Source organism: Sulfitobacter sp. SBS6, from assembly GCF_048285585.1.
Taxonomy (GTDB): Bacteria; Pseudomonadota; Alphaproteobacteria; order Rhodobacterales; family Rhodobacteraceae; genus Sulfitobacter; species Sulfitobacter pontiacus.
This window is the reverse complement of the sequence record NZ_JBLWBA010000005.1, coordinates 806,167-831,138: the sequence shown is the minus strand read 5'-3', so window position 1 is coordinate 831,138 and position 24,972 is coordinate 806,167. Positions and strand designations below refer to the sequence as shown.

18 protein-coding genes and 1 pseudogene are annotated in these 24,972 nt (G+C 58.5%); 16 read left to right on the top strand and 3 right to left on the bottom strand.

What is annotated here, in order from left to right; genetic code table 11:
* Window positions 1-31 precede the first annotated feature (31 nt).
* The 4 genes from mgtE (at window position 32) to ACNQ62_RS07450 (ending at window position 4,806) form a co-directional block, all read left to right on the top strand.
* Window positions 32-1,435 carry a magnesium transporter gene (gene mgtE / locus ACNQ62_RS07465; protein WP_005852296.1) on the top strand — a complete coding sequence of 468 codons (1,404 nt, stop codon included), beginning with the start codon at window positions 32-34 and terminating at the stop codon, window positions 1,433-1,435.
* A gap of 5 nt (window positions 1,436-1,440) precedes the next feature.
* A complete protein-coding gene (locus ACNQ62_RS07460; protein WP_418094705.1) occupies window positions 1,441-1,992 on the top strand; it encodes a 5-formyltetrahydrofolate cyclo-ligase in 552 nt (183 codons plus the stop codon).
* 77 nt (window positions 1,993-2,069) lie between these two features.
* Complete coding sequence (locus tag ACNQ62_RS07455; protein WP_009826492.1) at window positions 2,070-2,882, top strand: TIGR00282 family metallophosphoesterase; 813 nt, start codon at window positions 2,070-2,072, stop codon at window positions 2,880-2,882.
* 151 nt (window positions 2,883-3,033) lie between these two features.
* Complete coding sequence (locus tag ACNQ62_RS07450; protein WP_418094529.1) at window positions 3,034-4,806, top strand: SLC13 family permease; 1,773 nt, start codon at window positions 3,034-3,036, stop codon at window positions 4,804-4,806.
* Between the two features lie 79 nt (window positions 4,807-4,885).
* Here the strand turns inward: ACNQ62_RS07450 and ACNQ62_RS07445 are convergent.
* Window positions 4,886-5,080 (bottom strand): annotated as a pseudogene (locus tag ACNQ62_RS07445) (SLC13 family permease); the annotation flags it as partial.
* 356 nt (window positions 5,081-5,436) lie between these two features.
* Between ACNQ62_RS07445 and ACNQ62_RS07440 the strand changes: the two are divergent.
* From ACNQ62_RS07440 to ACNQ62_RS07430, 3 genes are all read left to right on the top strand, one after another.
* A complete protein-coding gene (locus ACNQ62_RS07440) occupies window positions 5,437-6,933 on the top strand; it encodes a recombinase family protein (protein WP_418094528.1) in 1,497 nt (498 codons plus the stop codon).
* A 1,104-nt stretch (window positions 6,934-8,037) separates the two neighbouring features.
* Window positions 8,038-11,379, top strand: a complete 3,342-nt coding sequence (locus ACNQ62_RS07435; RefSeq protein ID WP_418094527.1) for an SIR2 family NAD-dependent protein deacylase — start codon at window positions 8,038-8,040, stop codon at window positions 11,377-11,379.
* A 136-nt stretch (window positions 11,380-11,515) separates the two neighbouring features.
* Entirely contained in the window at window positions 11,516-12,169 is a 654-nt protein-coding gene (locus tag ACNQ62_RS07430; RefSeq protein ID WP_418094526.1) for a hypothetical protein, read from the top strand.
* 325 nt (window positions 12,170-12,494) lie between these two features.
* Here the strand turns inward: ACNQ62_RS07430 and ACNQ62_RS07425 are convergent, their stop codons facing one another.
* The gene (locus tag ACNQ62_RS07425; protein WP_418094525.1) at window positions 12,495-14,267 is read right to left on the bottom strand and encodes an SLC13 family permease; all 1,773 of its coding nucleotides are present in this window, start codon (window positions 14,265-14,267) and stop codon (window positions 12,495-12,497) included.
* A 168-nt stretch (window positions 14,268-14,435) separates the two neighbouring features.
* On the opposite strand from ACNQ62_RS07425, the gene ACNQ62_RS07420 reads away from it, so the two are divergent.
* A complete protein-coding gene (locus ACNQ62_RS07420; RefSeq protein ID WP_005852303.1) occupies window positions 14,436-15,176 on the top strand; it encodes a YebC/PmpR family DNA-binding transcriptional regulator in 741 nt (246 codons plus the stop codon).
* A gap of 144 nt (window positions 15,177-15,320) precedes the next feature.
* Here the strand turns inward: ACNQ62_RS07420 and ACNQ62_RS07415 are convergent, their stop codons facing one another.
* On the bottom strand, window positions 15,321-15,560 hold the full coding sequence (locus ACNQ62_RS07415) for a hypothetical protein (RefSeq protein ID WP_009826495.1): 240 nt from the start codon (window positions 15,558-15,560) through the stop codon (window positions 15,321-15,323).
* Window positions 15,561-15,760: 200 nt separating this feature from the next.
* Here ACNQ62_RS07415 and ACNQ62_RS07410 point away from each other — a divergent pair, with 200 nt between their 5' ends.
* The 8 genes from ACNQ62_RS07410 (at window position 15,761) to ACNQ62_RS07375 (ending at window position 24,969) form a co-directional block, all read left to right on the top strand.
* Window positions 15,761-16,357: a LysE/ArgO family amino acid transporter gene (locus ACNQ62_RS07410; RefSeq protein ID WP_037943761.1), complete on the top strand. Its 597-nt coding sequence runs from the start codon at window positions 15,761-15,763 to the stop codon at window positions 16,355-16,357.
* A 37-nt stretch (window positions 16,358-16,394) separates the two neighbouring features.
* Window positions 16,395-17,297 (top strand): DMT family transporter, encoded by a 903-nt coding sequence (locus ACNQ62_RS07405; RefSeq protein WP_418094524.1) that lies wholly within the window; start codon window positions 16,395-16,397, stop codon window positions 17,295-17,297.
* Between the two features lie 122 nt (window positions 17,298-17,419).
* Window positions 17,420-17,995, top strand: coding sequence for a choline-responsive transcriptional repressor BetI (betI, locus tag ACNQ62_RS07400; RefSeq protein ID WP_074635535.1), 576 nt, complete (start codon window positions 17,420-17,422; stop codon window positions 17,993-17,995).
* The gene (gene betC / locus ACNQ62_RS07395) at window positions 17,992-19,500 is read left to right on the top strand and encodes a choline-sulfatase (protein ID WP_418094523.1); all 1,509 of its coding nucleotides are present in this window, start codon (window positions 17,992-17,994) and stop codon (window positions 19,498-19,500) included. The genes betI and betC overlap by 4 nt, the downstream gene beginning before the upstream one ends.
* A gap of 63 nt (window positions 19,501-19,563) precedes the next feature.
* On the top strand, window positions 19,564-20,748 hold the full coding sequence (locus ACNQ62_RS07390; RefSeq protein WP_005852309.1) for a choline transporter: 1,185 nt from the start codon (window positions 19,564-19,566) through the stop codon (window positions 20,746-20,748).
* 57 nt (window positions 20,749-20,805) lie between these two features.
* Window positions 20,806-22,257 (top strand): betaine-aldehyde dehydrogenase, encoded by a 1,452-nt coding sequence (betB, locus tag ACNQ62_RS07385; RefSeq protein WP_418094522.1) that lies wholly within the window; start codon window positions 20,806-20,808, stop codon window positions 22,255-22,257.
* Between the two features lie 261 nt (window positions 22,258-22,518).
* A complete protein-coding gene (betA, locus tag ACNQ62_RS07380) occupies window positions 22,519-24,177 on the top strand; it encodes a choline dehydrogenase (protein WP_418094521.1) in 1,659 nt (552 codons plus the stop codon).
* Window positions 24,178-24,282: 105 nt separating this feature from the next.
* Window positions 24,283-24,969 (top strand): thermonuclease family protein, encoded by a 687-nt coding sequence (locus tag ACNQ62_RS07375; protein WP_418094520.1) that lies wholly within the window; start codon window positions 24,283-24,285, stop codon window positions 24,967-24,969.
* The last annotated feature ends 3 nt before the right edge of the window (window positions 24,970-24,972 follow it).

Genomic DNA, 24,972 nt, shown 5'->3' with positions numbered 1-24,972 from the left:
GGTCTGCGCAAAATCGCAAGTGGGGGCAGCCATGGTTGACGACGCACAGGAACTTGAACTCTCCCCCGACGCCGAGGATGAAGGCGAGGCATATCGGCTGAACAAGAAGGCCGTGGCGTCCATTCTCTATGCGGTGGAAATCGATGACGCCGCCAAGCTGACAGAGCTGATGGAGCCGCTGCACGCGGCCGACATCGCCGACCTTCTGGAACAGATCAGCGCCTTTGAACGGACCAAGCTGATCCGGCTGTATGACCGCGAGTTCGATGGCGAGATTCTGTCGGAGCTCGACGAATCGATCCGCGAGGAAGTCGTTGCGATTCTGACGCCCGAGGTGCTGTCGGACGCCGTGCGCGACATGGACAGCGATGATGTTGTCGATCTGATCGAAGACCTTGAGGATGCGCAGGCCGAGACCATTCTGGGGGCCCTGGAAGATGCGGACCGGGTCGCTGTCGAACAGGCGCTGACCTATCCCGAATATTCCGCTGGTCGTTTGATGCAGCGCGAAGTTGTCATGGCCCCGGAACACTGGACCGTGGGCGAGGCGATTGATCACCTGCGCGCCACGCCCGAGGAAGACCTGCCGGACCAGTTCTATCACATCGTCATGGTTGATCCGCGGTTGCACCCTGTGGGCAATGTCACTCTTGGCAAGCTGATGCGGTCCAAACGCGCCACCCCCATGCGCGACATTCTGGAGGATACGTTTCAGGTCATTCCCGCCCTGCGAGACGAGGGCGATGTCGCCTATGCGTTCAACCAGTATCACCTGATCTCTGCGCCCGTTGTCGATGATGAGGGGCGTTTGATCGGGGTGATCACCATTGATGACGCCATGTCGGTGCTGGACGAGGAACACGAAGAAGACATCCTGCGTCTGGCCGGTGTTGGCGAAGGGTCGCTGTCTGACCGTGTGATCGAGACGACAAAGCAGCGGTTGCCCTGGCTGGCGGTGAACCTGGTGACGGCCATCGCGGCCTCTATGGTGATTTCGCAGTTCGAGGCAGCGATCGCGCAGATCGTGGCGTTGGCGGTGTTGATGCCCATCGTGGCCTCTATGGGGGGGAATGCCGGTACGCAAAGTCTGACCGTGGCCGTGCGCGCCATCGCGACCCGGGATTTGACCGGATCGAACGTCTGGCGCGTGATCCGACGTGAATGTCTTGTGGGGCTGGTGAATGGCCTGATTTTCGCGATCATCATGGGGATCGTCGGGATCCTGTGGTTCGGGTCACCCGCGCTTGGCTATGTGATCGCGACGGCGATGGTGATCAACATGGTCGTGGCGGGGCTTGCGGGGACGGGCATCCCGATCCTGCTGGAACGTTTCGGCGTGGATCCGGCCCTTGCCTCTGGTGCTTTTGTGACGACGGTGACGGATGTCGTGGGCTTCTTCGCCTTTCTGGGGCTGGCGGCGGCGGTCTTGCTGTGACGGATATGGCGGCGGTCAAGGCGGCAGCGCGCAAGGCGGCCTTCGCCCGCCGCAAGCCGCTGTTTGATGCTGCCAACGCTTCGCAAGCCGGCTATCTGAGCGAAGTGCTCGCGGGGTATCGCGGCGTCCCGCTGTCCGGTTTTCTACCCATACGCACAGAGATTGACCCGCGCCCCGCCATGGCCGAGGCGGCGGCCCACGGCCCCGTGGGCGTGCCGGTGATCATGGGCGCGGCGCAGCCTTTGCGGTTTTCGCGCTGGACCCCGGATACCCCTTTGGTGGACGGTGCCTTTGGCGCTCAGATCCCCGCGGTCGAGGATTTCTTTGACCCTGAAATCGTGATCGTGCCCCTGCTGGCGTTCAACCGCGCTGGCGGGCGTCTGGGGTATGGCGGCGGGTTTTATGACCGCACGCTGGAACAGCTACGTGCGCGGCGGGCGACCTTGGCGATCGGTTTTGCCTTTGCGGGGCAAGAGGTTGACGATCTGCCGCTTGAACCCACCGACCAGCCGCTTGATCTGATCGTGACAGAGACGGGCGTGATCGAGATCGCCTAGGCGCGCCCGCACCCCGCGCGCAAAAACCGCAGCTCCGCCCCTTGCCCTCGGGCGCTGCGCAGCCTAACGCTTGGGGCATGAAAATACTCTTCCTCGGCGATGTCATGGGCCGCGCGGGCCGCCGCGCAATCAGCGAAAACCTTCCCCGTCTGCGGACGGAATGGAAGCTGGATTTTGTGGTGGTGAACGGTGAAAATGCCACCTCTGGCATGGGGCTGTCTGGCAGCCACGCCAAAACGCTGCTGGACGCAGGGGCCGATTGTCTGACCCTGGGCGACCACGCCTTTGACCAAAAAGACATGCTGAGTTTTATCGAGCAGGAGCCGCGTGTCATCCGGCCGCTGAATTTTTCGAAAAACGCACCGGGCAAGGGCGCGCGTCTGTTCACCGCCAAGAACGGGCGCAAGGTGCTGGTCACCCAAGCGCTTGGTCAGGTCTTTATGAAGCGTCCCTTTGACGATCCGTTCTCGGCGCTTGAACCCGTGCTCAAGACCCACCCTCTGGGCGGCATGGCATCGGCGGTGATTGTCGATATGCACTGCGAGGCGACCTCGGAAAAGATGGCGATGGGGCATTGGTGTGATGGCCGCGCCAGCCTTGTTGTGGGCACGCATACCCATGTGCCCACGTCTGACGCGATGATCCTGCCGGGCGGGACGGCCTATCTGACAGATGCAGGCATGAGCGGCGATTACCATTCGGTGATCGGGATGGAGAAAACAGAGCCTTTGCGCCGCTTCATCACCGGCATGCCCAAAGACCGCTTCACCCCCGCCAACGAGGAAGCGACCCTCTCCGGCGTCTATATCGAAACCGACGACCGCACCGGCAAGGCGACCCGTATCGTGCCCGTGCGTCAGGGCGGCAAGCTGCAGCAAAGCGCGCCCTGACCGCGTTGCGGCTGGCGCGCTTTAGACCCGTATCCGGAATAGCGCAGGGCAGGCGCATCTGACGCTTGCCCCAAGGCGACGCTTGCCGTGGACGTTGCAATCAACGACACTGCAGTTTGATTTTCATCTGCCCAAGGCCGGATATACCTGAATGGACTTTCTAAACCTGTCGGATAGCACCTCTGCCATCCTGGCATTGACCGTCGTTGTGATCATGTTCGTCATGTTCCTGCGCGAATCCCTCCCGACCGAGGTCGTGGCCCTATCCGGGGCGGCCATCATGCTGGCGCTTGGCATCTTGCCCTATGACGATGCGCAGGCGGTGCTGCAGAACTCTGCCCCCTGGACCATTGCCGCGATGTTCATCGTGATGGGCGCGCTGGTGCGCACGGGCGCGCTGGATGTGCTGACGCGCATGGCCGAACGCTATGCCAAGACGCATCCGAAAACGGCGGTGGTGGGCGTGATCGTGGCCGTCATGGCGGCCTCGGCGGTGATGAACAACACGCCCGTGGTGGTGGTGATGATTCCGGTCGTGGTGCAGCTCAGCCAGACGCTTGGCACCAAAGCCTCCAAACTGCTGATCCCGCTGAGCTATGCGGCGATCATGGGCGGCTCCCTGACGCTGATCGGGACCTCGACCAACCTTCTGGTGGACGGTGTCGCACGGTCGCAGGGGCTGGAGCCGTTTGGCATTTTCGAAATCCTGCCCATCGGTCTGGTCGTCTGCGCCTGGGGCCTGATCTATATGGTCGTCTTCGCGCCCAAACTGCTGCCCGCGCGCGACAGTATGGCGAATATGCTGTCCGACCGCTCCAAGATGAAGTTCTTCACCGAAGCCGTGATCCCGCCCGACTCCAACCTGATCGGGCGCGAGGTGCTTGACGTGCAGCTATTCAAACGCGAAGGCGTGCGGCTGATCGACGTGGTGCGCGGGGATCAGTCGTTGCGCCGCGATCTGGCCAGTGTCGAACTGCGGGTCGGTGACCGTGTGGTTCTGCGGACCCAGATGACGGAACTGCTCAGCCTTCAGGCGAATAAAGAGCTCAAGCGCGTCGATCAGGTGTCGGCGGTGGAAACCTCGACCGTAGAGGTGCTGATCACGCCGGGCTGCAAGATGGTGGGCCGCACCCTCGGCGCGCTGCGTCTGCGCCGGCGCTATGGGGTGTACCCTTTGGCGGTACACCGGCGGAACCAGAACATCGGTCGCCAGCTTGACGACCTCATCGTCAAGGTCGGTGACACGCTGCTGCTAGAAGGCGCGATGGAGGATATCCAGCGCCTTGCCTCGGATATGGATATGGTCGACGTCTCGCAGCCGTCGGCACGGGCCTTCCGGCGGGGGCATGCCCCGATCGCCATCGCGGCGCTGGTGGGGATCGTGGTCTTGGCCGCGCTGAACGTCGCGCCGATCTTGCTGCTGGCCGTGCTGGCCGTGGCGTTGGTCCTGGTCACGGGCTGTATCGACGCGGAAGAGGCCTTCAGCTTTGTCGATGGCCGTCTGCTGGCGCTGATCTTCTCGATGCTTGCGGTCGGGGCAGGGTTACAAAACTCCGGCGCGATCAGCCTGATCGTTGACAATATCGCACCCTTCCTCGGCACGCTGTCGCCTTTCTATGTGATCTTCGCGGTGTTCCTGCTGACCACAACCCTGACAGAGATTGTGTCGAACAACGCGGTGGCGGTGATCATGACACCGATTGCCATCAGCCTCGGGTCCGCACTTGGCATGGACCCGCGCCCCCTGGTGGTCGCGGTGATGATCGCGGCGTCTTGCGCCTTTGCCACCCCCATCGGCTATCAGACCAACACGCTGGTCTATGGGCCGGGCGGCTACCGCTTCACCGACTTCATGCGCATCGGCATTCCGCTCAACCTGTCGATGTCGCTGCTCGTCTCCATGATGATCCCGCTCTTCTGGTAGCGCCGACCCCGCGCTTCCAAATGGCAAAAATCCCGGGGGCCCGGGGGCTGGCCCCCGGCTCCTTCCCCTGGCTCTGCCTCTAAAGCGGCCAGAACACCAGAATAGCCGGAATGGACACCGCGACGACGATGATCTCAAGCGGCAGGCCCATGCGCCAGTAATCGCCAAAGCTATAGCCCCCGGGACCAAGGATCAGCGTGTTGTTTCTATATGGGGTATAGCTTAATGCTGTCGAGAATGGAGCAGGAATGCCTATGGGGTTCTTAGCTATGGTTTTGTTTTTTATTTGATTTCTTGTTTTTTTAGGAGATGTGTTGCAGGAGGTGGCTGATCTGAATTTAGGATAAGTTGGGTAATACGTGAACCTAAAGCGTCTTGAGGTACTAGGAGCAGCCTTTCAACATGCCACTTCAACTGTCCTCAAGGACCCACTTGTCGGCCTCGTTCTTATGGGCACAAAGTACTCCAACAAGGTTTTGCCTATCTCATGAACAGGATAGCTGGCATTGACGTTTTGCCTTGTCAGTTAGGCGATTGGGGATGGGCCGTTTCTCACGGTCCCCTCGGGACCCCATCTGCTTCCCCCTTGACTTACTCCACTACCGTATGACCGCTTCGAGAGGATACGCCATGAACATGTACAACATGCCGGATCAACATCAGACTATCGCTTATAGTTACGTCAGGTTTTCCTCGGAGGGACAGAGAGATGGTAACTCCATTGAGAGACAGACCAAACGGGCGCAGGAATGGTGCAGCCGGGAAGGCTACACCCTCTCGACAGAGACCTTCGAAGATAAGGGTGTTTCAGCCTTCAAGGGTGCCAACGCTGATGTAGGGAAGTTGGGTGCATTCCTTGAAGCCGTAGAGAAGGGGGCGATTGATGAGGGCTCAATTCTCATAGTCGAGAACCTCGACCGCTTGTCACGTCAGCATTTCGACGAGGGGTACATGCTGATCAAGCGTATCACTGTGGCTGGTATCAATGCGGTCACATTGAGTGACAACAAGGTATATCAAGCTCGGGAGCCACTCTCACTTGGAGATGCCTTCATTATGCTGGCTGGTTTCGATAGGGCGAACCAAGAGAGCAGGTATAAATCTGAGCGGGTAGGTGCGGCATGGAAAAGCAACGCTGCAAAGGTGGTTGATGGTAGCCGTAAGCGTTCCACCAAAGTGCCAGCTTGGATCGAGTTCAACGGTGACAGCCTAGAGAATGGCACATTTACAGTCATCGAAGACAAGGCTGCCGTTATCAGAGAACTCTTTGAGCGGTATGCGAACGGTGAACCAACCAGCGGCATGGCGACTGATCTTCGAGACAGAGGTGTCCCCACGTTGTCTGGAAAGGGCAACTGGACAGGTGCGTTAATATACATGTTGGTTCGCGAAGTGACCCCCTTTGGAACGCTTCAGATCGGTAAAGGGACTAAAAAGGAGCGAAGGATCATCGATACTGTCGCAGACTATTACCCACGTATAGTCGACGAGGAAATCGCCCGCCGCGTTCGCCATCGCATTCAAAGTGGTTCCGCACCGGTCAAAACCAAACAGCAGGGCCAGTGTCGAGGCCGTCTGGTGGGTGTCTTGAAGTCTGATGGTGGCAACAAGGCCAAGGCTAAGAGGAACAATAGGTCGGTGTCTTACGTCGACTATGTCACCAACAAATACATGGGCGCTGTGTCTTATATTGATCAAGTTTTAATGGATGAATGGCCAGAAGTCGTCAAAGCATTTGGTGTAGAAACGAGTGCAGAAGCTGAAGGCCTCGAGGAGGAACTCACTACCGCCCAGGACAACCTAGAGTATCTCCACGCTCGTGTTGGAAAGCGCCCCAATGCTGCTTTAGATAGGCTTGTTCTTGCAGCCGAAGCGGAGGTGGAAGAGTGCCTTCGAAATCTAGAAACTGTCTCGAGATCAACTCGCGTCTTCGGTTCAGTTCCTTCCGAGATAGTCCTGCTGTCCATTCCAGAGGCCAACCAGTGGGTCCGCAAGCTGATTGAAGAAGCTAAGGTTTATCGCGATGGGCGAGGTTCTAGCCAACGAATATCGATCTGGCTCCGTTTGAAGAACGGTGTGAGCTTGTCTATCGGTGACGCCTCTGTAGGGCTTCGGCCACGGGCCTAACTGAGCCAAATGTTGAGGGGTAGGGAATTGTACCCCCCTTATGATAAGACATACGAGAGATTAAACTATAGTTCCTATACGAGTATTCGTCAGGTTTACCTTTAGTGCACGGTGCGTATTAGTGAATAGTGATCCTCCCACGACAAACCACGTGTAGTTTGTACACCGGGTGAACAGCAGTTTCTCGTCTGCTGATGTAATCGGTGTATGGACGATTAGTATCAGACCCTGAAGGTGGGTTATCTCCAATGCCACCCCCCTAAGCAGACCTGCCAAGTGCCTTAAGCTGGCTGTGACGTCTTGCTTGACACTTAAAGCAATCAGCAAGGAGGTCTAGTATGCAACCCGTTGCAGCAATCTCGCTTGTTCCGCAGCGATGGCGCAAAGCTTTTCTCTAGGCTTGCAGAGTTGGCTGTGTGGGGCGATTACAGATGAATTCATACCAAGTGGAGGCTTGATGCGCTGAAGGCTTTGCAGCAGGCCCAGCGCACACAATGCGAAATGTGAGGGCGTAAATTTAACCAAGGTTTTAGACTGCGTTGCAGACATACGCTTTTGATAGGTTGCTTCCGGCTTACCCAACCTTTTTTGCCATAAATTCCAAGTAGGCGGGCACAGCATTATACAAATCAATCTTTCAGTTTCTAATACATTGCCGTCAATCGACTGCGTGCAATATCCTTCAATGAACTTTGGAATGGGGTCTTACTGCAGGCTATGCACCGGACGCCATCATTGTTGCGAAATAGATGAGAAAACCGCTTCCCGCCAATAGCAGGCTTTTGTTTTCTAGCGTGAATGTCGCCGTTCTGCTCACCATATCGACTAAGCAGATCAACCCCGAGACAGATGCGTAGCCCAAGTCACTTATGTCTGCTAAAGTAATTGTGACATTAAATTGAGGTAAGAGTTTTGCAGTCTAGTCCGACCGGCAGCTGGCCAAAAGATTTTGAAAAACTACCAGATTTTCCAGCATTTCAAAGTTTCGCTCGTGCACTTTGGGAAAAGCAAGCTGCGGTTATGGTCGGTTCAGGTTTTAGCAGGTCATGCCTACGCGAACCGACAGCACCTTTTCCACCGCTGTGGGGAGACTTCAAGGAGAGGATGGAAATCGCGCTAGGATACAGTTCTGGTGATGGACCTGATGCTCTACGCCTCGCGCAGGAATACCGGACCCTCCACGGAGAGGACGGTTTAGATCGGCTGATCCGTGAGTTAGTGCCGGATGGGCGCTGGTCGCCAGGTCCGCTTCATAAACAGCTACTTGAGCTGCCTTGGCGAGATGTGTTGACCACCAACTGGGATACATTACTGGAGCGAACCACACTTGAGACGCCTGATCGTATTTATAGTTGTGTGAGGACAGTGCAGGATATTGCACACCAAGCATCTCCCCGGATCGTTAAGCTTCACGGGTCGCTACCCTCACATAAGCCATTCATTTTCACTGAGGATGAATTCCGTACCTACCCAGCTAAATTCGCCCCCTTCGTCAATCTTGCACAACAGGTTATGCTTGAGCATGAACTTTGTCTCATCGGCTTTTCGGGCATTGATCCAAACTTCCTTGCTTGGAGCGGCTGGGCTCGCGATACATTAGGAGCGTCGACACGGCGGATCAGGCTTGTCGGATCGTTGAACCTATCGCCATCGGCTAGAGCCCTTCTTGAAGCAAGAAACGTAACGCCGATAGATTTGTGGCCGTTGGTCGAGAATACTCACCGCAGCGAAAAGCATGAGAGAGCACTTGAGATATTCTTTGAAGCTCTGAACCAAGCCAAACCACCGTCTCCTTTCGAGTGGGTAAAATCCCCTGATCGGTTTTCAGCGCCTCCGAACGCCCTGGATCATGAGAAGGCGAGTAGAAAGCACGTTGCCGAGGTATGGGCCGGAGATCGTATTTCTTATCCCGGCTGGCTTATAGCTCCAGTTCGGCAAACCAACTCCTTGACGTACGGCTTCCCGACTTTGCAACAAGGTCCAGAAACGCCAGAAGCCCATTTGAGATTTGCAGCAGAGAAGATTTGGCGGCACCGCACCGCATGTATCTGGATACCTCCAGCCGATCTCGACGAAGCAGATCAGCATTATGAAGCTGAACATTCTCATCTCTCATCATCTGAGCGCATCGTACTGTGCGCGGCATGTGCGACAGAGTGGCGTAGATTTCAGAATTGGCCCAAGTGGTCTGTCTGGATGGAGCGTTTGCAATCGATCGGTAGCGAGGAAGCGCAGCTCGTACATGCGTATGAGACTGCTCAACAAGCACTTTTGCGATGGGATGATGCTGCAATCCTGGAAGCTGCCAATCGCCTTAAATCCGAAGAACCTCTTTGGATGATGCGACGCGCCAGTTTATTGGCGATGTTGTACCACCACCGCGACGCTGCTGAACTGTATCAGGCTGCACTTTTAAGGGTCAGGCAAAGGCAGGTATCTGACCCGAAGTCTGCGTGGCTTATTTCTTTGGAAGGCTGGGCAGCTTTCTGCCATCGGGGTTCCAAATCTGCGCTAAACGACAAGCATTCCAGTTACCTAGAGGATGAGACCGACGAAACGCGCATGCGTTTTCTTGGTGCGAAAGCGGACCCATGGGACACGATTTCTTACTACGACAAGCTGACAACTAAGCGAATTGATAGAAACAGGAAAGAGAACGAACTGTGGTCCCTTGCGTTCAAACCCGGTAGTTACCGACAAGGCGGGGCGACCCGTCTCGGCGGAGACGCACAGTGCCCATTTTATGGATTGCTTGAACTCATGGAGCGCACAGGCGCTCCGGAAACAATTTCGAATTTTGACATGTTTTCTACCCGTCTCGAGACAGCGTATAGAGCTATCACTAATCCTGACGAAGATGACTTCATGGCATTTTTAGCTCGTTACCGTGGTACGGACCGAAAGATGCTCGACTGGCTGCTGCCAAGAACGAAGGTCGCGCAGCTAAGTGCGGGAGCCATTGAACAGCTACTAGAAGGAATTCCAAAGCGAGTTGTGCGTTTGCGTGCGCTCGGTGATCGCCGTCAAGGGGAGAACCATTTGGCGTTCCTCCTGGAGGTTTTGTCGAGGGTCGCTATTCGTGCGTCCTCGATTAAAGCGCTTGAGTTATTTAATTGGGCCGTATCGTTGTTTAGTAAGCCAACCATTTGGTGGGGTGGCTACTCTGCGGGAAATGCTGTGCTCGAGGCGGCAGTAGAAGCAATGAATTCCACACACAGGCAAGACGCTCTAATTACGGCCGTCGATCTCAAAACTCCGAGCGAGGGTGGCGCAACTGCAATAGAGCGCGACTGGCCAGAGCCAATAGATGCATTTTCTGATGAAGATGCCAGTGGTCTAGAAATATCAATTTCTACTTCGCTTCGTATCGACGAACTGATCTTACACGCCGCAGACGGCGAAAAGCTTGATCGTGGCCGTGCCGTTCGCCGTCTTTATAAGCTATTTAAAGCTAGAAAACTCACTTCAGATCAGTCCAAAGCTTTTGAAGTCGCGATCTGGAATAGGACAGACGAAACCGGCTGGCCAGCCGACACCGATTTGTATCCATGGTTATTTCTCGATTTGCCCGGCCAAAAAAAAGCGTCAGCGCTATTCCGTTCGAACATCATAGAGGCTGTTGCAAATGGGAGCGTCAGCCATGATCTATTAGTGAGCCTCAGGCTTGGCATCAGGGTGGGGGAAATTCAGTTAGACCAGGAAACTCTGGCATCATGCATTACGACATGCCTAAATTGGAGCCCTATCAACTTGGAAGGGCGATCTGACTTCGAAATCGCACTTGATGGCGATATGCAGGTCAATCGAATTACATCACGGGAGATTGGTGAGGTTCTAGCGCGGACACTTCTACCGAAGCTGAACCATGAAACGCCCTTTAGTGAAGAGCTTAGATCACGTTTTATTGCGAGTGAAAGCTATCAACGGCTGCCACAACTCGTTGCCGTTGCGTGTCAAGTAGAACGCCTTTTTCCTGAACATGCGTTTTTTGCACTTTCACAAGTGCGAATGGCACTGGCTAGCCGAGACCCAGATCGCGTCTATCCCGCATATGTCGCGATGATGCAATATACCCAAGATGAGGCTTTGGAGAGCCCGAGCCGTGGATCAATTGTTGAGCTGCTGATGCACGCCATCGAACAGCGCACTCAACCCGGCTTGAGCAGTGCGCTCGATCTCATCGGTGATCTAGTTGTCAACGGCCGCTTAAGTGACGCAAATAAAGATCGCATAGTTGCCACCATCCCTACCTTACTGGAGGAGTATCGTTACGATCAGGTTCGCCTCGAAGTTCCTTCGCTGGCTGACTTACCTCTCGTTAGAAAACGCGTCCATAGATTGGCGTCACTACTTCTTGACCGATCTAGTCACCTCCAAGTTACCGTAAGCGAACTTAGCGAAGACCCGCTACCTGAGGTGCGTAAATCCAAAGGGACGCTATTCTAAGAAATGGTCACGTCAAACGCCAATCGATCACTAGTGATGGAACTGGACTTGTTAAGGTTATTCAAGCCAATCCAATAGCACTGGCGGGGAGAGACCAAATTCGCCATAATCAGTCGACGTAGATTGACGGAGCGAAATGGCGGAACCTGGTTGGACAGCAGCAGAATTGACGGCACTTGGCGCGGTGCTTTCGGGCACGGGAGCCGTCATCGGGGCCGTGGCAGTCATTGTTGCCGCTGTATTAGCCTCCAACACCTTTGATGGATGGCGAAGACAGAAGTTGTCCGAGCGGCGCATAGATCAGGCGGAGCGCATTTTGACGGCGGCATACAATGCACGTCGTGCGCTGGGCTACGTCCGAAGCCCTTTGATGGAAGCGCATGAGCTCCGTGCGGCAGAGGAGCACCTCAACGCAAAGGGTTTCTGGTCCACTGTCGATGCCGACCGGAAGCAGAGGCTGATCTCGGCGCAAGGCCACTACAACCGATTGAACGCTGTACTGGATGAACGGCGCGCAGTGGAGGAATGTCTTCCGATGGCACGTGCTTTGTTTGGTGAGCAGGTCGAGAAAGCTTTGGAGTTGCTAAACCGTCAATTCCACTTGGTAAGCATAGCTGTAGATGCGAATAGCGAGGATGGAAACGACCCCGACTTTGCCCGTACCCTTCGCGAAGAGCTAAGCAGCTCCAGCGGACGCGACAGACCGAACCGTATGAACGTGCTGATCGAAGAGCAGGTTAAGCTGATTGAGGACTTTCTTGTTCCTGTGTTGCGGCTGGAAGCAAAGTGACTATTGAATGGGTTTGCCGCTTTTGATGGCCACAGGCATGCTGCAGTGCCAAGTTAGGTTGCATCGCGAGGGCTAGAGGTCTCTTCGATTTAGCCCCAAAAATTCGAGGTCCTTACTGTACCTGAGCCTTTTATCCATTCCCCCCCCTTGCCCCCTCGTTTCCCCCGGCTTGTCGTAAAGGGAGGCGGGGATTGGGTGTCATAGGTGGGTTGCGTGGCATACCCCTATCTTGCCCCTCAGTGAGGCTGTAAGGGGGCGTGAGGTGTACTTCAGCGAGGCTTGGATTTCTTAAGCTATGCCGGGTAAATCCCCCATTTTTTCTATGCTACAAAGGCCAAAAGTAAAGGATAGCAGGTATCGAAACGCATACGACTATGATCTCCAAGGGTAGTCCCATACGCCAATAGTCCCCGAAGCGGTAATCACCACTGGATAGAATTAAGGTGTTGTTCTTATGCCCAATGGGCGTCAGGAACGCGCTCGATGCGGCGACGGCGACCGCCATCAGGAACGGGTCGGGCGAGACATCAAGGCTTGCCGCCATCTGGATGCCCACGGGGGCGGCGACGATGGTGGTGGCGGTATTGTTCAGCACATCCGACAGGGTCATGGTGACCAGCATCAGCACCGTCAGCACCACCCATGCGGGCAGCCCTTGGGTTAATCCGACAAGCGCGCCGGCAATCAGCTCCGTCCCGCCAGAGCTTTCGAGCGCTGCCCCCAACGGGATCATCGACCCCAGCAAGACGACGACCGACCATTCGATATGGGTATACAGCTCCGACAGCGGGACGATCCGCGCCAGCACATAGGCGATGACGACCAGTCCCAGGGCGACGGGCAGGTAGATCAACCCAAAGCTCGCCGCCGTGACCGCGCCGCCAAACAGGCCGATCGCCAGCCAGACCTTGTGGTTTTCGGTCACTGCCAACCCGCGGTCAGCAAGAGGCAGCACGCCCAGCCATTCGACCACATGGGACGCGGTATCGCGCGGTACGAGCAGCAGCAGAATATCACCCACCTGCAGCTCGGTCTTGCGCAGTTGCGAGGTGATGCGTTTGCCGCGCCGCGATACCCCCAGCAGCACGGAGCGCTGCCGCCACGACAGGCCAACCGCCTGAGCCGACCGGCCGTTCAGGCGGGAATCGCTGGTGACCACGACCTCGATGATCTCAACCCCTTCGCCATCGGCGCGCAGACGGTCTTCGCGGTCGGCGTCGGCGACATGCAGGTCCAGCGTGCTGCGAAATTCGTCCAGCGCATCGGGCGTCGCCTCAAGCACCAGCGCGTCGCCTGCGCGCAGGGGCAGGTTGCGTGACTGGCCGTAGCGGCGCTTGCCGTCCCGGATCACCCCCAGCATGGCGACATCGGCCTTCTCGGCAGCGTCCTGAAGCTCTGCCAGACGTTTACCGATCTGGGCATTGCCTTCGGGGATCGTCAGCTCTGCCAGATAGGGGGACAGGTCTTCGGGGCCCAGCACATTGTTCTCGCGCTGTGGGATAAAGCGCCAGCCGATCAGCGCGACAAAGGCCAGCCCCGCCGCCGCCGCTATCCCTCCCACAGGGGCGAAATCGAACATGCGAAACGGTTCGCCAAGGGATTCCTGTCGGATCGAGGCGATGATGATATTGGGCGGCGTCCCGATCAGCGTCGCCATGCCGCCAAGGATCGTGGCAAAGCTCAGCGGCATCAGGCTCAATCCCGGGGATCTTCCGGCTTTGCGGGCGGTCTGGATGTCGACCGGCATCAGCAGCGCGAGGGCCGCGACGTTGTTCATGAAGGCTGACAGCACCCCGCCGATGACCCCCATCAGCGTGATATGCCCGCCAAGGCTACGCGAGGCATCGACCAGGGTGCGGGTGATCAGCGACACCGCGCCAGACCGCGTCAGCCCCGCCGATACGATCAGCACCAGCGCGACCACCAGCGTCGCAGGGTGACCAAAGCCGGCAAAGGCGTCCTTGCTGTCGACCACCCCCAGCACCACGGCAACCATCAGCGCAGCAAAGGCGACAAGGTCATAGCGGAACCGCCCCCACAAGAGCATGCCAAACACGGCGGCAAACAGGGTGAACAGGATGATTTGGTCGGTGGTCATGAGCGTACCTTGCGTGAACTGCGACCAAAGCCCTAGCAGCCGCCCGCGCGCCTGTCTGCCCCAAACCCGGCCATACCGCCCGCGTGCGCGGTCGTGCGCGGTGACTTGTTCAGGCGCGTGGGCTGCCGTATAGAGAGCCAACCGAGAATTTTAGCATGTGAGGTCACCATGGCAGGTCACTCAAAATGGGCAAATATCCAGCACCGTAAGGGCCGTCAGGACAAACTGCGCGCCAAGGTGTTTTCCAAGCTCTCCAAAGAAATCACCATCGCGGCGAAGATGGGCGAACCCGATCCGGACAAGAACCCGCGTCTGCGTCTGGCGGTGAAAGAGGCCAAGGGTCAGTCCATGCCCAAGGACAACATCGAACGCGCGATCAAGAAAGCCGTCGGCGGCGAGGGCGAGGATTACGAAGAAATCCGCTATGAAGGCTACGGCCCCAATGGTGTTGCCGTCATTGTCGAGGCGATGACCGACAACCGCAACCGCACCGCGTCGACCGTGCGGTCCACCTTCACCAAGAACGGTGGCAATCTGGGCGAGACAGGCAGCGTCGGCTTTATGTTCGACCGTAAGGGCGAAATCACCTATCCCGCCAGCGTTGGCGATGCCGACACCGTCATGATGGCCGCCATCGAAGCCGGTGCGGAAGACGTCGAAAGCTCGGACGACGGGCATGTGATCTGGTGCATGGATACCGACCTGAACGATGTCAGCACCGCGCTGGAGGCCGAGTTGGGCGAATCCGACAGCACCAAGCTGGTCTGGCGTCCGACCACCACGACCGAGATGGATCTGGAAGGGATGGAAAAGCTGATGAAGCTGATCGACGCCCTGGAAGACGACGACGACGTGCAGCGGGTCACCGCGAACTTCGAAGCCTCTGACGAGGTGATGGAGCAGCTGTAACATTTACGCCCCGCCAGCGACCCATGTCGCGGCGGGGCTTTGCTTTGGCGGGGGGCGGGTGCGTCACGCGCCCGCGAGACACAAAAAAACCGCCCCTGGCTTAGCTGCGGGGCGGTTTTTTTGTGTCAGCGTTTGGGGCCGAATTTATCCCAAAAGGCGCGCCATGCGAAAAAGACCACCCCAGGCCGGTTTGGTCGTGGTGTCGCGCACGCGCTGCTGCGAGATAGAGGCGAGGACGCGTTTGACCTCATTCAGGTGCCCCAAGGCCTTTGATCCGCCTGCGCTTGCCTGAACGCTCAGGATTTTGGACTGTGTGTGCAGGGCTGCTTCGATAAGCGCCAATTCATCTTGGCTGATTTCCAGCTTCTGTTTGTCGTCGAACATGACATTATTCCTTGGTTGTATGCGGGTCAGATAGGCGCTGTATCTGTGGTTCGCTAGTAGTAACGGGCCCAATCACGCAAATGTTTCGCGGCCGCAACAATAAAGTTGGGGTTGCAGGGGATGAAAATTTATTTTTGGGTGGGGTCCGGCGGTGCATCTTGCCCGAGACCGGCCCAGATTCCCGACGGAGCTTTTGATATATGACCGCCTTCTTTCCCGGCTTTGCCTTGGGCCTGACCTTGATTCTGGCTATCGGGGCGCAGAATGCCTTTGTCTTGCGCCAAGGCTTGCGGTTGCAGCATGTCTTTTGGGTCTGCCTGACCTGCGCCTTGTCGGATGCGGTGCTGATCGCCGCAGGGGTGGCGGGGTTCGGTGCGCTGGCAACGGCGGTGCCGTGGTTCGAAACGCTGATGCGCTACGGCGGGGCGGCGTTCCTGATCTGGTACGGCTTCCAGAATGCGCGATCGGCTTGGCAGGGCGGACATGCGCTGGCCGCTGACGGGGCCGCGCAAACCAGCCTGCGCCGCACGATCCTGACCTTGCTCGCGCTGACCTGGCTGAACCCGCATGTCTATCTTGATACCGTCGTGCTGCTGGGGTCCATCGCCGCGCAATATGAAAGCCGCCTCGCCTTCGGGGCAGGTGCGGTCACGGCGAGCTTTGTTTTCTTTTTCAGCCTGGGCTATGGCGCGCGCCTGTTGGGGCCGTTTTTCAGCAAGCCGCGCAGCTGGCAAATTCTGGATGGTGTGATTGCGCTGACCATGTGGGCGATTGCGTTGAAACTTCTGCTGATGTGACCTTGCCCTTGGGGAAGGGTTGGGGAATGTTGCGCCCATGACAACTGCACATCCCCAACGCCCCGTCACCGGTATCTTCTGGATGGTCGTGACCGGCCTGTGTTTCATTTGCGTGACCGCCTTGGTCAAACATATGGGCCCGCGCCTGCCGTCCTCCGAAGCTGCTTTTATCCGTTATGGCTTTGGCTTGGTGTTCCTGCTGCCCGCGATTGGCGCGCTGCGCGAGGCGAAGCTGTCGCGCCGCCAATGGGCGCTTTTTTCGGTACGCGGCGGGCTGCATGGGGTGGGCGTTATCCTGTGGTTCTACGCCATGACGCGTATCTCTATCGCCGAGGTGACGGCGATGAACTATCTTGCGCCGATCTATGTCACCATCGGGGCCGCGCTGTTTCTGGGCGAGAGCTTGGCCCTGCGCCGGATCATTGCGGTCGTGCTGGGGCTGGTCGGGGCCGCGATTATCCTGCGACCGGGGTTTCGAGAGCTGACCGGCGGGCATTTCGCGATGCTGATCGCGGCGGTGGTGTTTGGCGGGGCCTATTTGCTGGCCAAAGTGCTTGCGGATGAGGTGCGCCCGTCGGTCGTCGTCGCGATGATGTCGCTGTTCGTGACGCTGTTTCTGGCCCCCTTCGCGCTTGCCAACTGGATCACGCCTACGTGGGAAGAGATCGGAATCCTCGCCGCTGTCGCGTGTTTTGCAACCGTAGGCCACTATACCATGACGCTGGCCTTTGCCGCAGCACCGCTGACGGTGACCCAACCGGTGACCTTCCTGCAACTGGTCTGGGCCACGGCGCTAGGTGCTGTCGTTTTTGCTGAACCCATTGATATCTGGGTCGTTCTCGGCGGGGCGGTAATCCTGGGGTCGGTGACCTTTATCACATGGCGCGAGGCGATGCTGAAACGCCAGATCACCCCCGCCACGCCGGCGACGAAATTCTAGCAACGCCGCCGGCTGGAAAATGACTAAACCCTGAGTTGATCCGCTCTCAGGTTTTTATTGACTTGTCAGTCAATGAACGTAGGTTTGATGGCCAGACGCTATCAAACCACTAAGGATTCTTTATGCCCAAAGTCGGAATGGAGCCTATTCGCCGCGACGCCTTGGTCAAAGCGACGATTGCCGAAATCGGTGCTGCCCAGTCACTGGATGTGACAGTCGGCCAGATCGCGCGCCGCGCTGGGATGTCCTCGGCGCTGGCGCATCACTATTTTGGCGGCAAGGACCAGATCTTTCTGGCGGCCATGCGCTATATCCTGACGGAATACAGCGCCGAGGTCCGCCGCGAGCTGCGTCTGAACAAATCCCCGCTGGGACGGGCCGAGGCGATCATCCGCGCGAGCTTTGACGAAAGCTATTTCGATCCGGCAACGGTCAGCGCCTGGATGACGCTCTATGCTTCCTCGCGGACCAATACCGAAACCTACCGTTTGCTGGTGGTGTATCAAAAGCGGCTGCGGTCGAACCTGACCTATGCGCTGCGCCCGATCTCGGATGATCCGGCAGGGGATGCCGATACGCTGGCCGCCCTGATCGACGGGCTTTACCTGCGTGCCGCCTTGTCGGACGAGGGCAGCGCCCGTGCCGCCAGCGACCGCGCCCTGTCGGTGCTTCATATGCTTGTGGGGACCAAAGAATGACCCAGCCCAATATCCTGATCTTGATGGTCGACCAGTTGAACGGCACGCTGTTTCCCGACGGCCCAGCTGACTGGCTGCATGCCCCGAACCTCAAAAAGCTGGCGGCGCGGTCGACGCGGTTCAAGAACGCCTATACCGCCAGCCCGCTGTGCGCGCCGGGGCGGGCGGCGTTCATGTCGGGGCAACTTCCGTCGGCCACAGGCGTCTATGACAACGCGGCAGAGTTCGCGTCGAGCGTGCCCACATACGCCCACCATCTACGGCGTGCGGGCTATCAGACCTGCCTGTCTGGCAAGATGCATTTCGTCGGCCCCGATCAGCTGCACGGGTTCGAGGAACGCCTGACCACCGATATCTACCCCGCCGATTTCGGCTGGACGCCGGACTATCGCAAGCCGGGGGAACGCATTGACTGGTGGTATCACAATATGGGGTCGGTGACCGGCGCAGGTGTGGCGGAAACCAGCAACCAGATGGAATATGACGACGCCGTGGCCTATGAGGCGACGCGCAAGATTTACGACCTGTCCCGCGGTCTGGATCCGCGCCCTTGGTGCCTGACCGCCAGCTTTACGCACCCCCATGACCCCTATGTCGCGCGCAAGAAATACTGGGATCTGTACAACGATTGCGATCACCTGCTGCCCGAGGTGCCGGATCTGGGGTATGAAAATCAGGACAACCATTCGAAACGTATCTTTGACGCCAACGATTGGCGCAGTTTCGACATCACCGAACGCGACATCAGACGTTCGCGTCAGGCTTACTTTGCCAACATCAGCTATCTTGACGACAAGATCGGTGAGATCCTGCAAACGCTAGAGGACACGCGCCAAGAGGCGATTGTCATCTTCTGCTCGGATCACGGCGATATGCTGGGCGAGCGGGGGCTCTGGTTCAAGATGAGCTTTTTCGAAGGGTCGTCCCGCGTCCCGATGATGATCGCCGCCCCGCAGATGGCACCCGGTTTGCAGACCACGCCGGTCAGCAATATCGACGTGTGCCCGACCGTCTGTGATCTGGCAGGCGTGTCCATGGACGAGGTGATGGAATGGACCACGGGGCAATCGCTGGTGCCCATGGGGCAGGGGGTGGAACGCACCGAACCCGTTGCGATGGAATACGCGGCAGAGGCGTCTTACGCGCCGATGGTCTCACTGCGCTACGGCAAGTGGAAGTTCAACCGCTGCGCCCTTGATCCTGACCAACTGTTTGATCTGGAAACCGATCCGCAAGAGCTGACCAACCTTGCCGAAGAACCTGCCCATCAGGGCACGCGGCTGACCCTGTCGGCCAAGGCCGACGCCCGCTGGGATCTGGCCGCCTTTGATGCCGATGTGCGCAAAAGCCAAGCCCGCCGCTGGGTCGTCTACGAGGCGCTGCGCAAGGGCGGGTACTATCCGTGGGATCACCAGCCGCTGCGCAATGCGTCAGAGCAATACATGCGCAACCACATGGATCTGAACGTGCTGGAAGAGAACAAACGTTTTCCGCGCGGCGAATAGAACGACTGCCCAAGGGGTGCGGGCAACCAAACCAATAATGCACCCCCAACACGGAGGGACACAATGTTAACGACCATCATTTCGTTCGGGGTCATACTGGCTTTGGGCTTAACTATTTTCTGTACGATCAAGTGGTGGAACCTGCCGCTGACCGGCGTGACGCCGGTGCCGCTGTTCACCTTTATCGCGATCCTCTTCACGTCGGGGCTGGATGTGGGGCTGATCATGTTCCCGCTGGCCTTCGACTTCCCGCTTTATGCGGATACGGCGACCGAGCCGGCCTATGGGTTCACCAACCCGCTGGCGCTTGAATTCGGGTTCTGGGGCTTTCTGATCTGGACGTTCTACTTCCTGACGACCTTCTATTTCTGCGCCATCGAGCCGCGGGTGAAGTTCTTTGAAATCCCCGCGATCAAACTGCTGAACAACATCGTGATCATCACCACCTGCGCCTTCACCGGTGCGTTGTTCCTGATCTATATGCCGTATTACATCGCCGAGGTCGGCGACGGAGAGACGATCCTGCCGGTCTTCTACCTGATCTGCTTCCTCGTGATCCTGATTGCGGCTTTCAGCTCCACCGATCTGAAGTTCGTGCGTGTGCTGTCGGTCAGCTCGACCCTGCTGTTTCTGGCGCTGATCGCTTACATGTGGCTGAACGCCGGCATGGGGTTGGGCGAATTTGCCTCTAGCGCCAGCAACCTTGGCGGCTATTTCGCGAATATCCACAAGTTCATCATCCCGCTGACGGATTACCACGAATTCTACCTGTTCTGGTGGTTCGCTTGGTCAATCATGATCGGGCAGTTCGTCAGCCGCTTTGTCGGCGGGCTGAAGACATGGCAACTGCTGGCGTCCTTGCTGGTATTCCCGTCGATCCCCTTGGGGTTGTGGTTCTCGGTGCTGTATTACTACCACCTGAACGGCATCGGCACCGCGGGCTTCCCGAATTGGGCCATGACCATCGTGGGCATCGTGTTCGTGATCAACTCTTTCGACAGTCTGATCCGGCTTTACACCGATAACCTCAACTTCACGACCGAACGCTTTGGCACGGTGTCTTACGTGCTGGCCAACGCCATCGGCCTGTTCGTGCTGACCCTGCTGTTCCAAAGCCAATGGCTGCAGATCCAGTGGGTCGGGACCATCGTGATCGGCATCTACCTGCTGGCGCTTGGCTATATGTTCTTTGTCAAACGCCGTCACCTGCACGGGCTGGATGGCAACGCCAATATCCCGGCCGAATAACCCTTAAACCTAAGCGGCCCCGCCATACGGGCGGGGCCCAACCGAAAAGAGAGACCTATGCAAACGCAACCCATCGCCAGCCATTTCATCAACGGCGAATATGTCGAAGATACCAACGGCACCCCGATCGAGGTGATCTATCCGGCCACGGGCGAGGTCATCGCGACCGTCTATGCCGCCACGCCGGAAATCGTCGAGAAAGCCATCACCGCCGCGCGGGACGCGCAGGCTGCTTGGGCCGCGATGACCGGTACCGAACGGGGCCGTATCCTGCGCCGCGCCGCCGACATCATGCGCGAACGCAACCACGATCTGTCGATCCTTGAAACCTATGACACGGGCAAACCCTATCAGGAAACCTCGGTTGCGGATGCGACCAGCGGTGCGGATGCGCTGGAATATTTCGGCGGTCTGGCGGCCTCGTTGACGGGGGAGCATATCCAGCTGGGCGAAGACTGGGTCTATACCCGCCGCGAACCGCTGGGGGTCTGTGTCGGCATCGGCGCATGGAACTATCCGACGCAGATCGCCTGCTGGAAAGGCGCACCGGCGCTGGCCTGCGGGAACTCGATCATCTTCAAACCGTCCGAGACGACGCCGCTTTGCGCGCTGAAAGTCGCGGAAATTCTGGTAGAGGCAGGGCTGCCCGCCGGTCTTTATAACGTTGTGCAAGGCATGGGCGAAGTGGGGGCCTCCCTCGTGACCGACCCGCGCGTCGACAAGGTCTCGCTCACCGGTTCTGTGCCCACGGGCCGCAAGGTCTATGCCGCGGCCGCGGAAGGCATCAAACATGTCACGATGGAACTGGGCGGCAAGTCCCCCATGATCGTGTTCGAGGACGCCGATATCGAAAACGCCATCAGCGGCGCGATCTTGGGCAATTTCTACAGCTCGGGTCAGATCTGTTCGAACGGCACCCGCGTCTTCGTGCACCGCGACATCAAAGAGGCGTTCCTGAAACGCTTGGCCGAACGTCTGGACACCGCCGTGATCGGCGACCCGTTGGACCCTGACACCAGCTTTGGCCCGATGGTATCAAGACGTCAGATGGAGATCGCGCTTGGCTATGTCGAAAAGGGCAAGGCCGAAGGCGCGCGTCTGGTCTATGGCGGGGCAGCAATCGACCGCGACGGGTTTTACATGCAGCCCACCGTCTTTGCCGATGTGACCGACGACATGTCCATCGCCCGCGAAGAGATTTTCGGGCCGGTCATGTCGGTGCTGGATTTCGAGACCGAGGCAGAGGTGATGGCCCGCGCCAATGCGACCGAATTCGGTCTCGCCGCCGGTGTGTTCACCAAAGACCTGTCCCGCGCGCACCGCGTCGCGGCGGGGTTCGAGGCGGGCACCTGCTATATCAACACCTATAACGACGCACCGGTCGAAGCTCCCTTTGGCGGCATGAAAAATTCGGGCGTGGGGCGCGAGAACTCCAAGGCGGCGATTGATCACTATAGCCAGTTGAAAACCGTCTATGTGCGCATGGGCGATATGGAAGCGCCTTTCTAGGGCGCTGATCCAACGCTGCGCTGACGCGTATGCGATAGATGGGCGCGCATCCGGCCCAAGCTTTCCTTCGGCAACAAAGGGGGGCTTGGGCAGGGCGTGCGGGAATATGCTGAGAGGTGCTTGAGGGATCGGTCTGATCCTCAAGTCACCTCGTCAATGTTGGGATGCGAGTCTTGCGCGCGTCAGGGACAAGCCGCGCCGGGGGCGCGGGGCCTGCGGCCTCCTTGACCCGCGCAAGACTCACGGAAGGAAGGCGATAGGATGGAAGCTGAATTTATTATCGTAGGGGCGGGCAGCGCGGGCTGCGCGATGGCGTACCGCCTGGCCACGGCAGGGCGCAAGGTGATGGTGATCGAACATGGTGGCAGTGATGCGGGCCCGTTCATCCAGATGCCGGCGGCGCTGTCCTATCCGATGAACATGAAAACCTATGACTGGGGGTTCCAGTCCGAACCCGAACCGCATCTGAACAACCGTCGGCTGGCGACCCCGCGCGGCAAGGTGATCGGCGGATCGTCGTCGATCAACGGGATGGTCTATGTGCGCGGGCACGCGATGGACTATGACCACTGGGAAGAGCAGGGGGCCGACGGCTGGGGCTATGCCGATGTGCTGCCCTATTTCAAACGCATGGAAAGCTGGCACGATGGCGGCCACGGGGGCGACCCCGACTGGCGCGGCACTGACGGCCCGCTGCATGTCAGCCGTGGCCCCCGTGAAAACCCCTTGTTCGAAGCCTTTGTCGAGGCGGGCAAACAAGCGGGCTATGAGGCGACCGACGATTATAACGGCGAGAAACAGGAAGGCTTCGGCCCGATGGAGCAGACGGTCTGGAAGGGCCGTCGCTGGTCCGCCGCCAACGCCTATCTGCGGCCCGCGCAAAAGACCGGCAACGTCGAACTCGTCCGCGCCTTGGCGCAGCGGATCGTGATCGAAGACGGTCGCGCTGTCGGGGTCGAAGTGCTGCGCGGTGGCAAGACCGAGGTGCTGCGTGCCAGCGGCGAGGTGATCATCGCGGCGTCCTCCATCAACTCGCCCAAGCTGCTGATGCTGTCGGGCATCGGCCCTGCCGCGCATCTGGCAGAGCATGGCATCGAGGTGATCGCGGACCGCCCCGGTGTGGGGCAGAACCTGCAAGACCACCTTGAGCTTTATATCCAGATGGCCGCCAGCCAGCCGATTACGCTGTACAAGCACTGGAACATCTTTTCCAAGGCCGTGATCGGCGCGCAGTGGCTGTTTACGAAAACCGGCATGGGCGCGTCGAACCAGTTTGAAAGCGCGGCGTTCATCCGGTCGAAGGCAGGGATTAAATATCCCGATATCCAGTATCACTTCCTGCCGATCGCCGTGCGCTATGACGGGCAGGCCGCTGCCGAAGGCCACGGGTTTCAGGCGCATGTGGGGCCGATGCGGTCGACCTCGCGCGGGTCTGTCACGCTGGCCTCGGGCAATCCGGCCGACGCGCCGAAGATCTTTTTCAACTACATGTCGCAAGACAAGGATTGGGAGGAATTCCGCACCTGCATTCGCCTCACCCGGGAGATCTTTGCGCAGGACGCCTTCAAACCCTTCGTCAAACACGAGATCCAGCCGGGGGCCGATGTGCAAAGCGACGCAGAGCTTGACGCCTTCATCCGCGAACATGCCGAAAGCGCCTATCACCCCTGTGGTACCTGCCGCATGGGCCGCGCCGACGACCCGCAGGCGGTGGTCGATCCGCAGGGCCGTGTGATCGGGGTAGAGGGGCTGCGCGTCGCCGACAGCTCGATCTTCCCGCGGATCACCAATGGCAACCTGAACGCTCCGTCGATCATGGTGGGCGAGAAAATCTCGGACCATGTGTTGGGGCTTGATCCATTGGCCGCGGCGAATGACGTGCCCTGGATTCACCCCGACTGGGAAACCGCGCAGCGCTAAGGGGCTGCCCCTCCCTTGGTCGAGAGGCCACAAGTGTTAACGAAAGTTAACCTTAGTTAATATCTCTGGTTGATTGGGGCGTGGAAACGGCCCAATCAACGGGATATGAAAGCCGTCCTTCATTCATGTTTCGCAGCGGCTTTGCTTGCCGTTTTCACGCAACCCGCTGCGGCGGTTGAACCGCGCCTGACGGGCGAGATCCGGGTGATCGACGGCGATACGATCGCATTGGGTGAGACGCGGATCCGGCTTTTCGGCATCGATGCGGTCGAAGGGGATCAGCCTTGCCGTGCAGCGGATGGGCGCGTGTTGAACTGCGGCGCTTGGGTGACGGCGCAGGTGCGCGCCACCTATGACGGTCAGCGGGCCGACTGCCAGCGGGTGGATACCGACCGCTATGGCCGGATTGTCGCGCGCTGTGCCGCCTTGGGGCAGGATATGGGGCAAGTCTTGGTCGCGGCGGGGCTGGCCTTTTCCTACGCGCGCTACAGCCGCGCCTATGTCGCGCGTGAAGCGGCGGCCAAGCGGGCGGGACGCGGGGTGTATGCCTATGAAACGCAGCGCCCTGAAGCCTATCGCAAAGCCTCTAAAGCAGCGCCAAAGCCCGTTGCATCATCGGGACCGGGCAGATGTGTGATCAAGGGGAATGTCAGCAGCAAGGGCACGCGGATCTTTCACATGCCCGGACAGCACGACTATGACCGGACCGTGATCCGCACCGACAAGGGCGAACGCTGGTTCTGCACCGCGGCGCAGGCGCGTGCCGCCGGGTGGCGGGCGGCCAAGCGGTAAGCG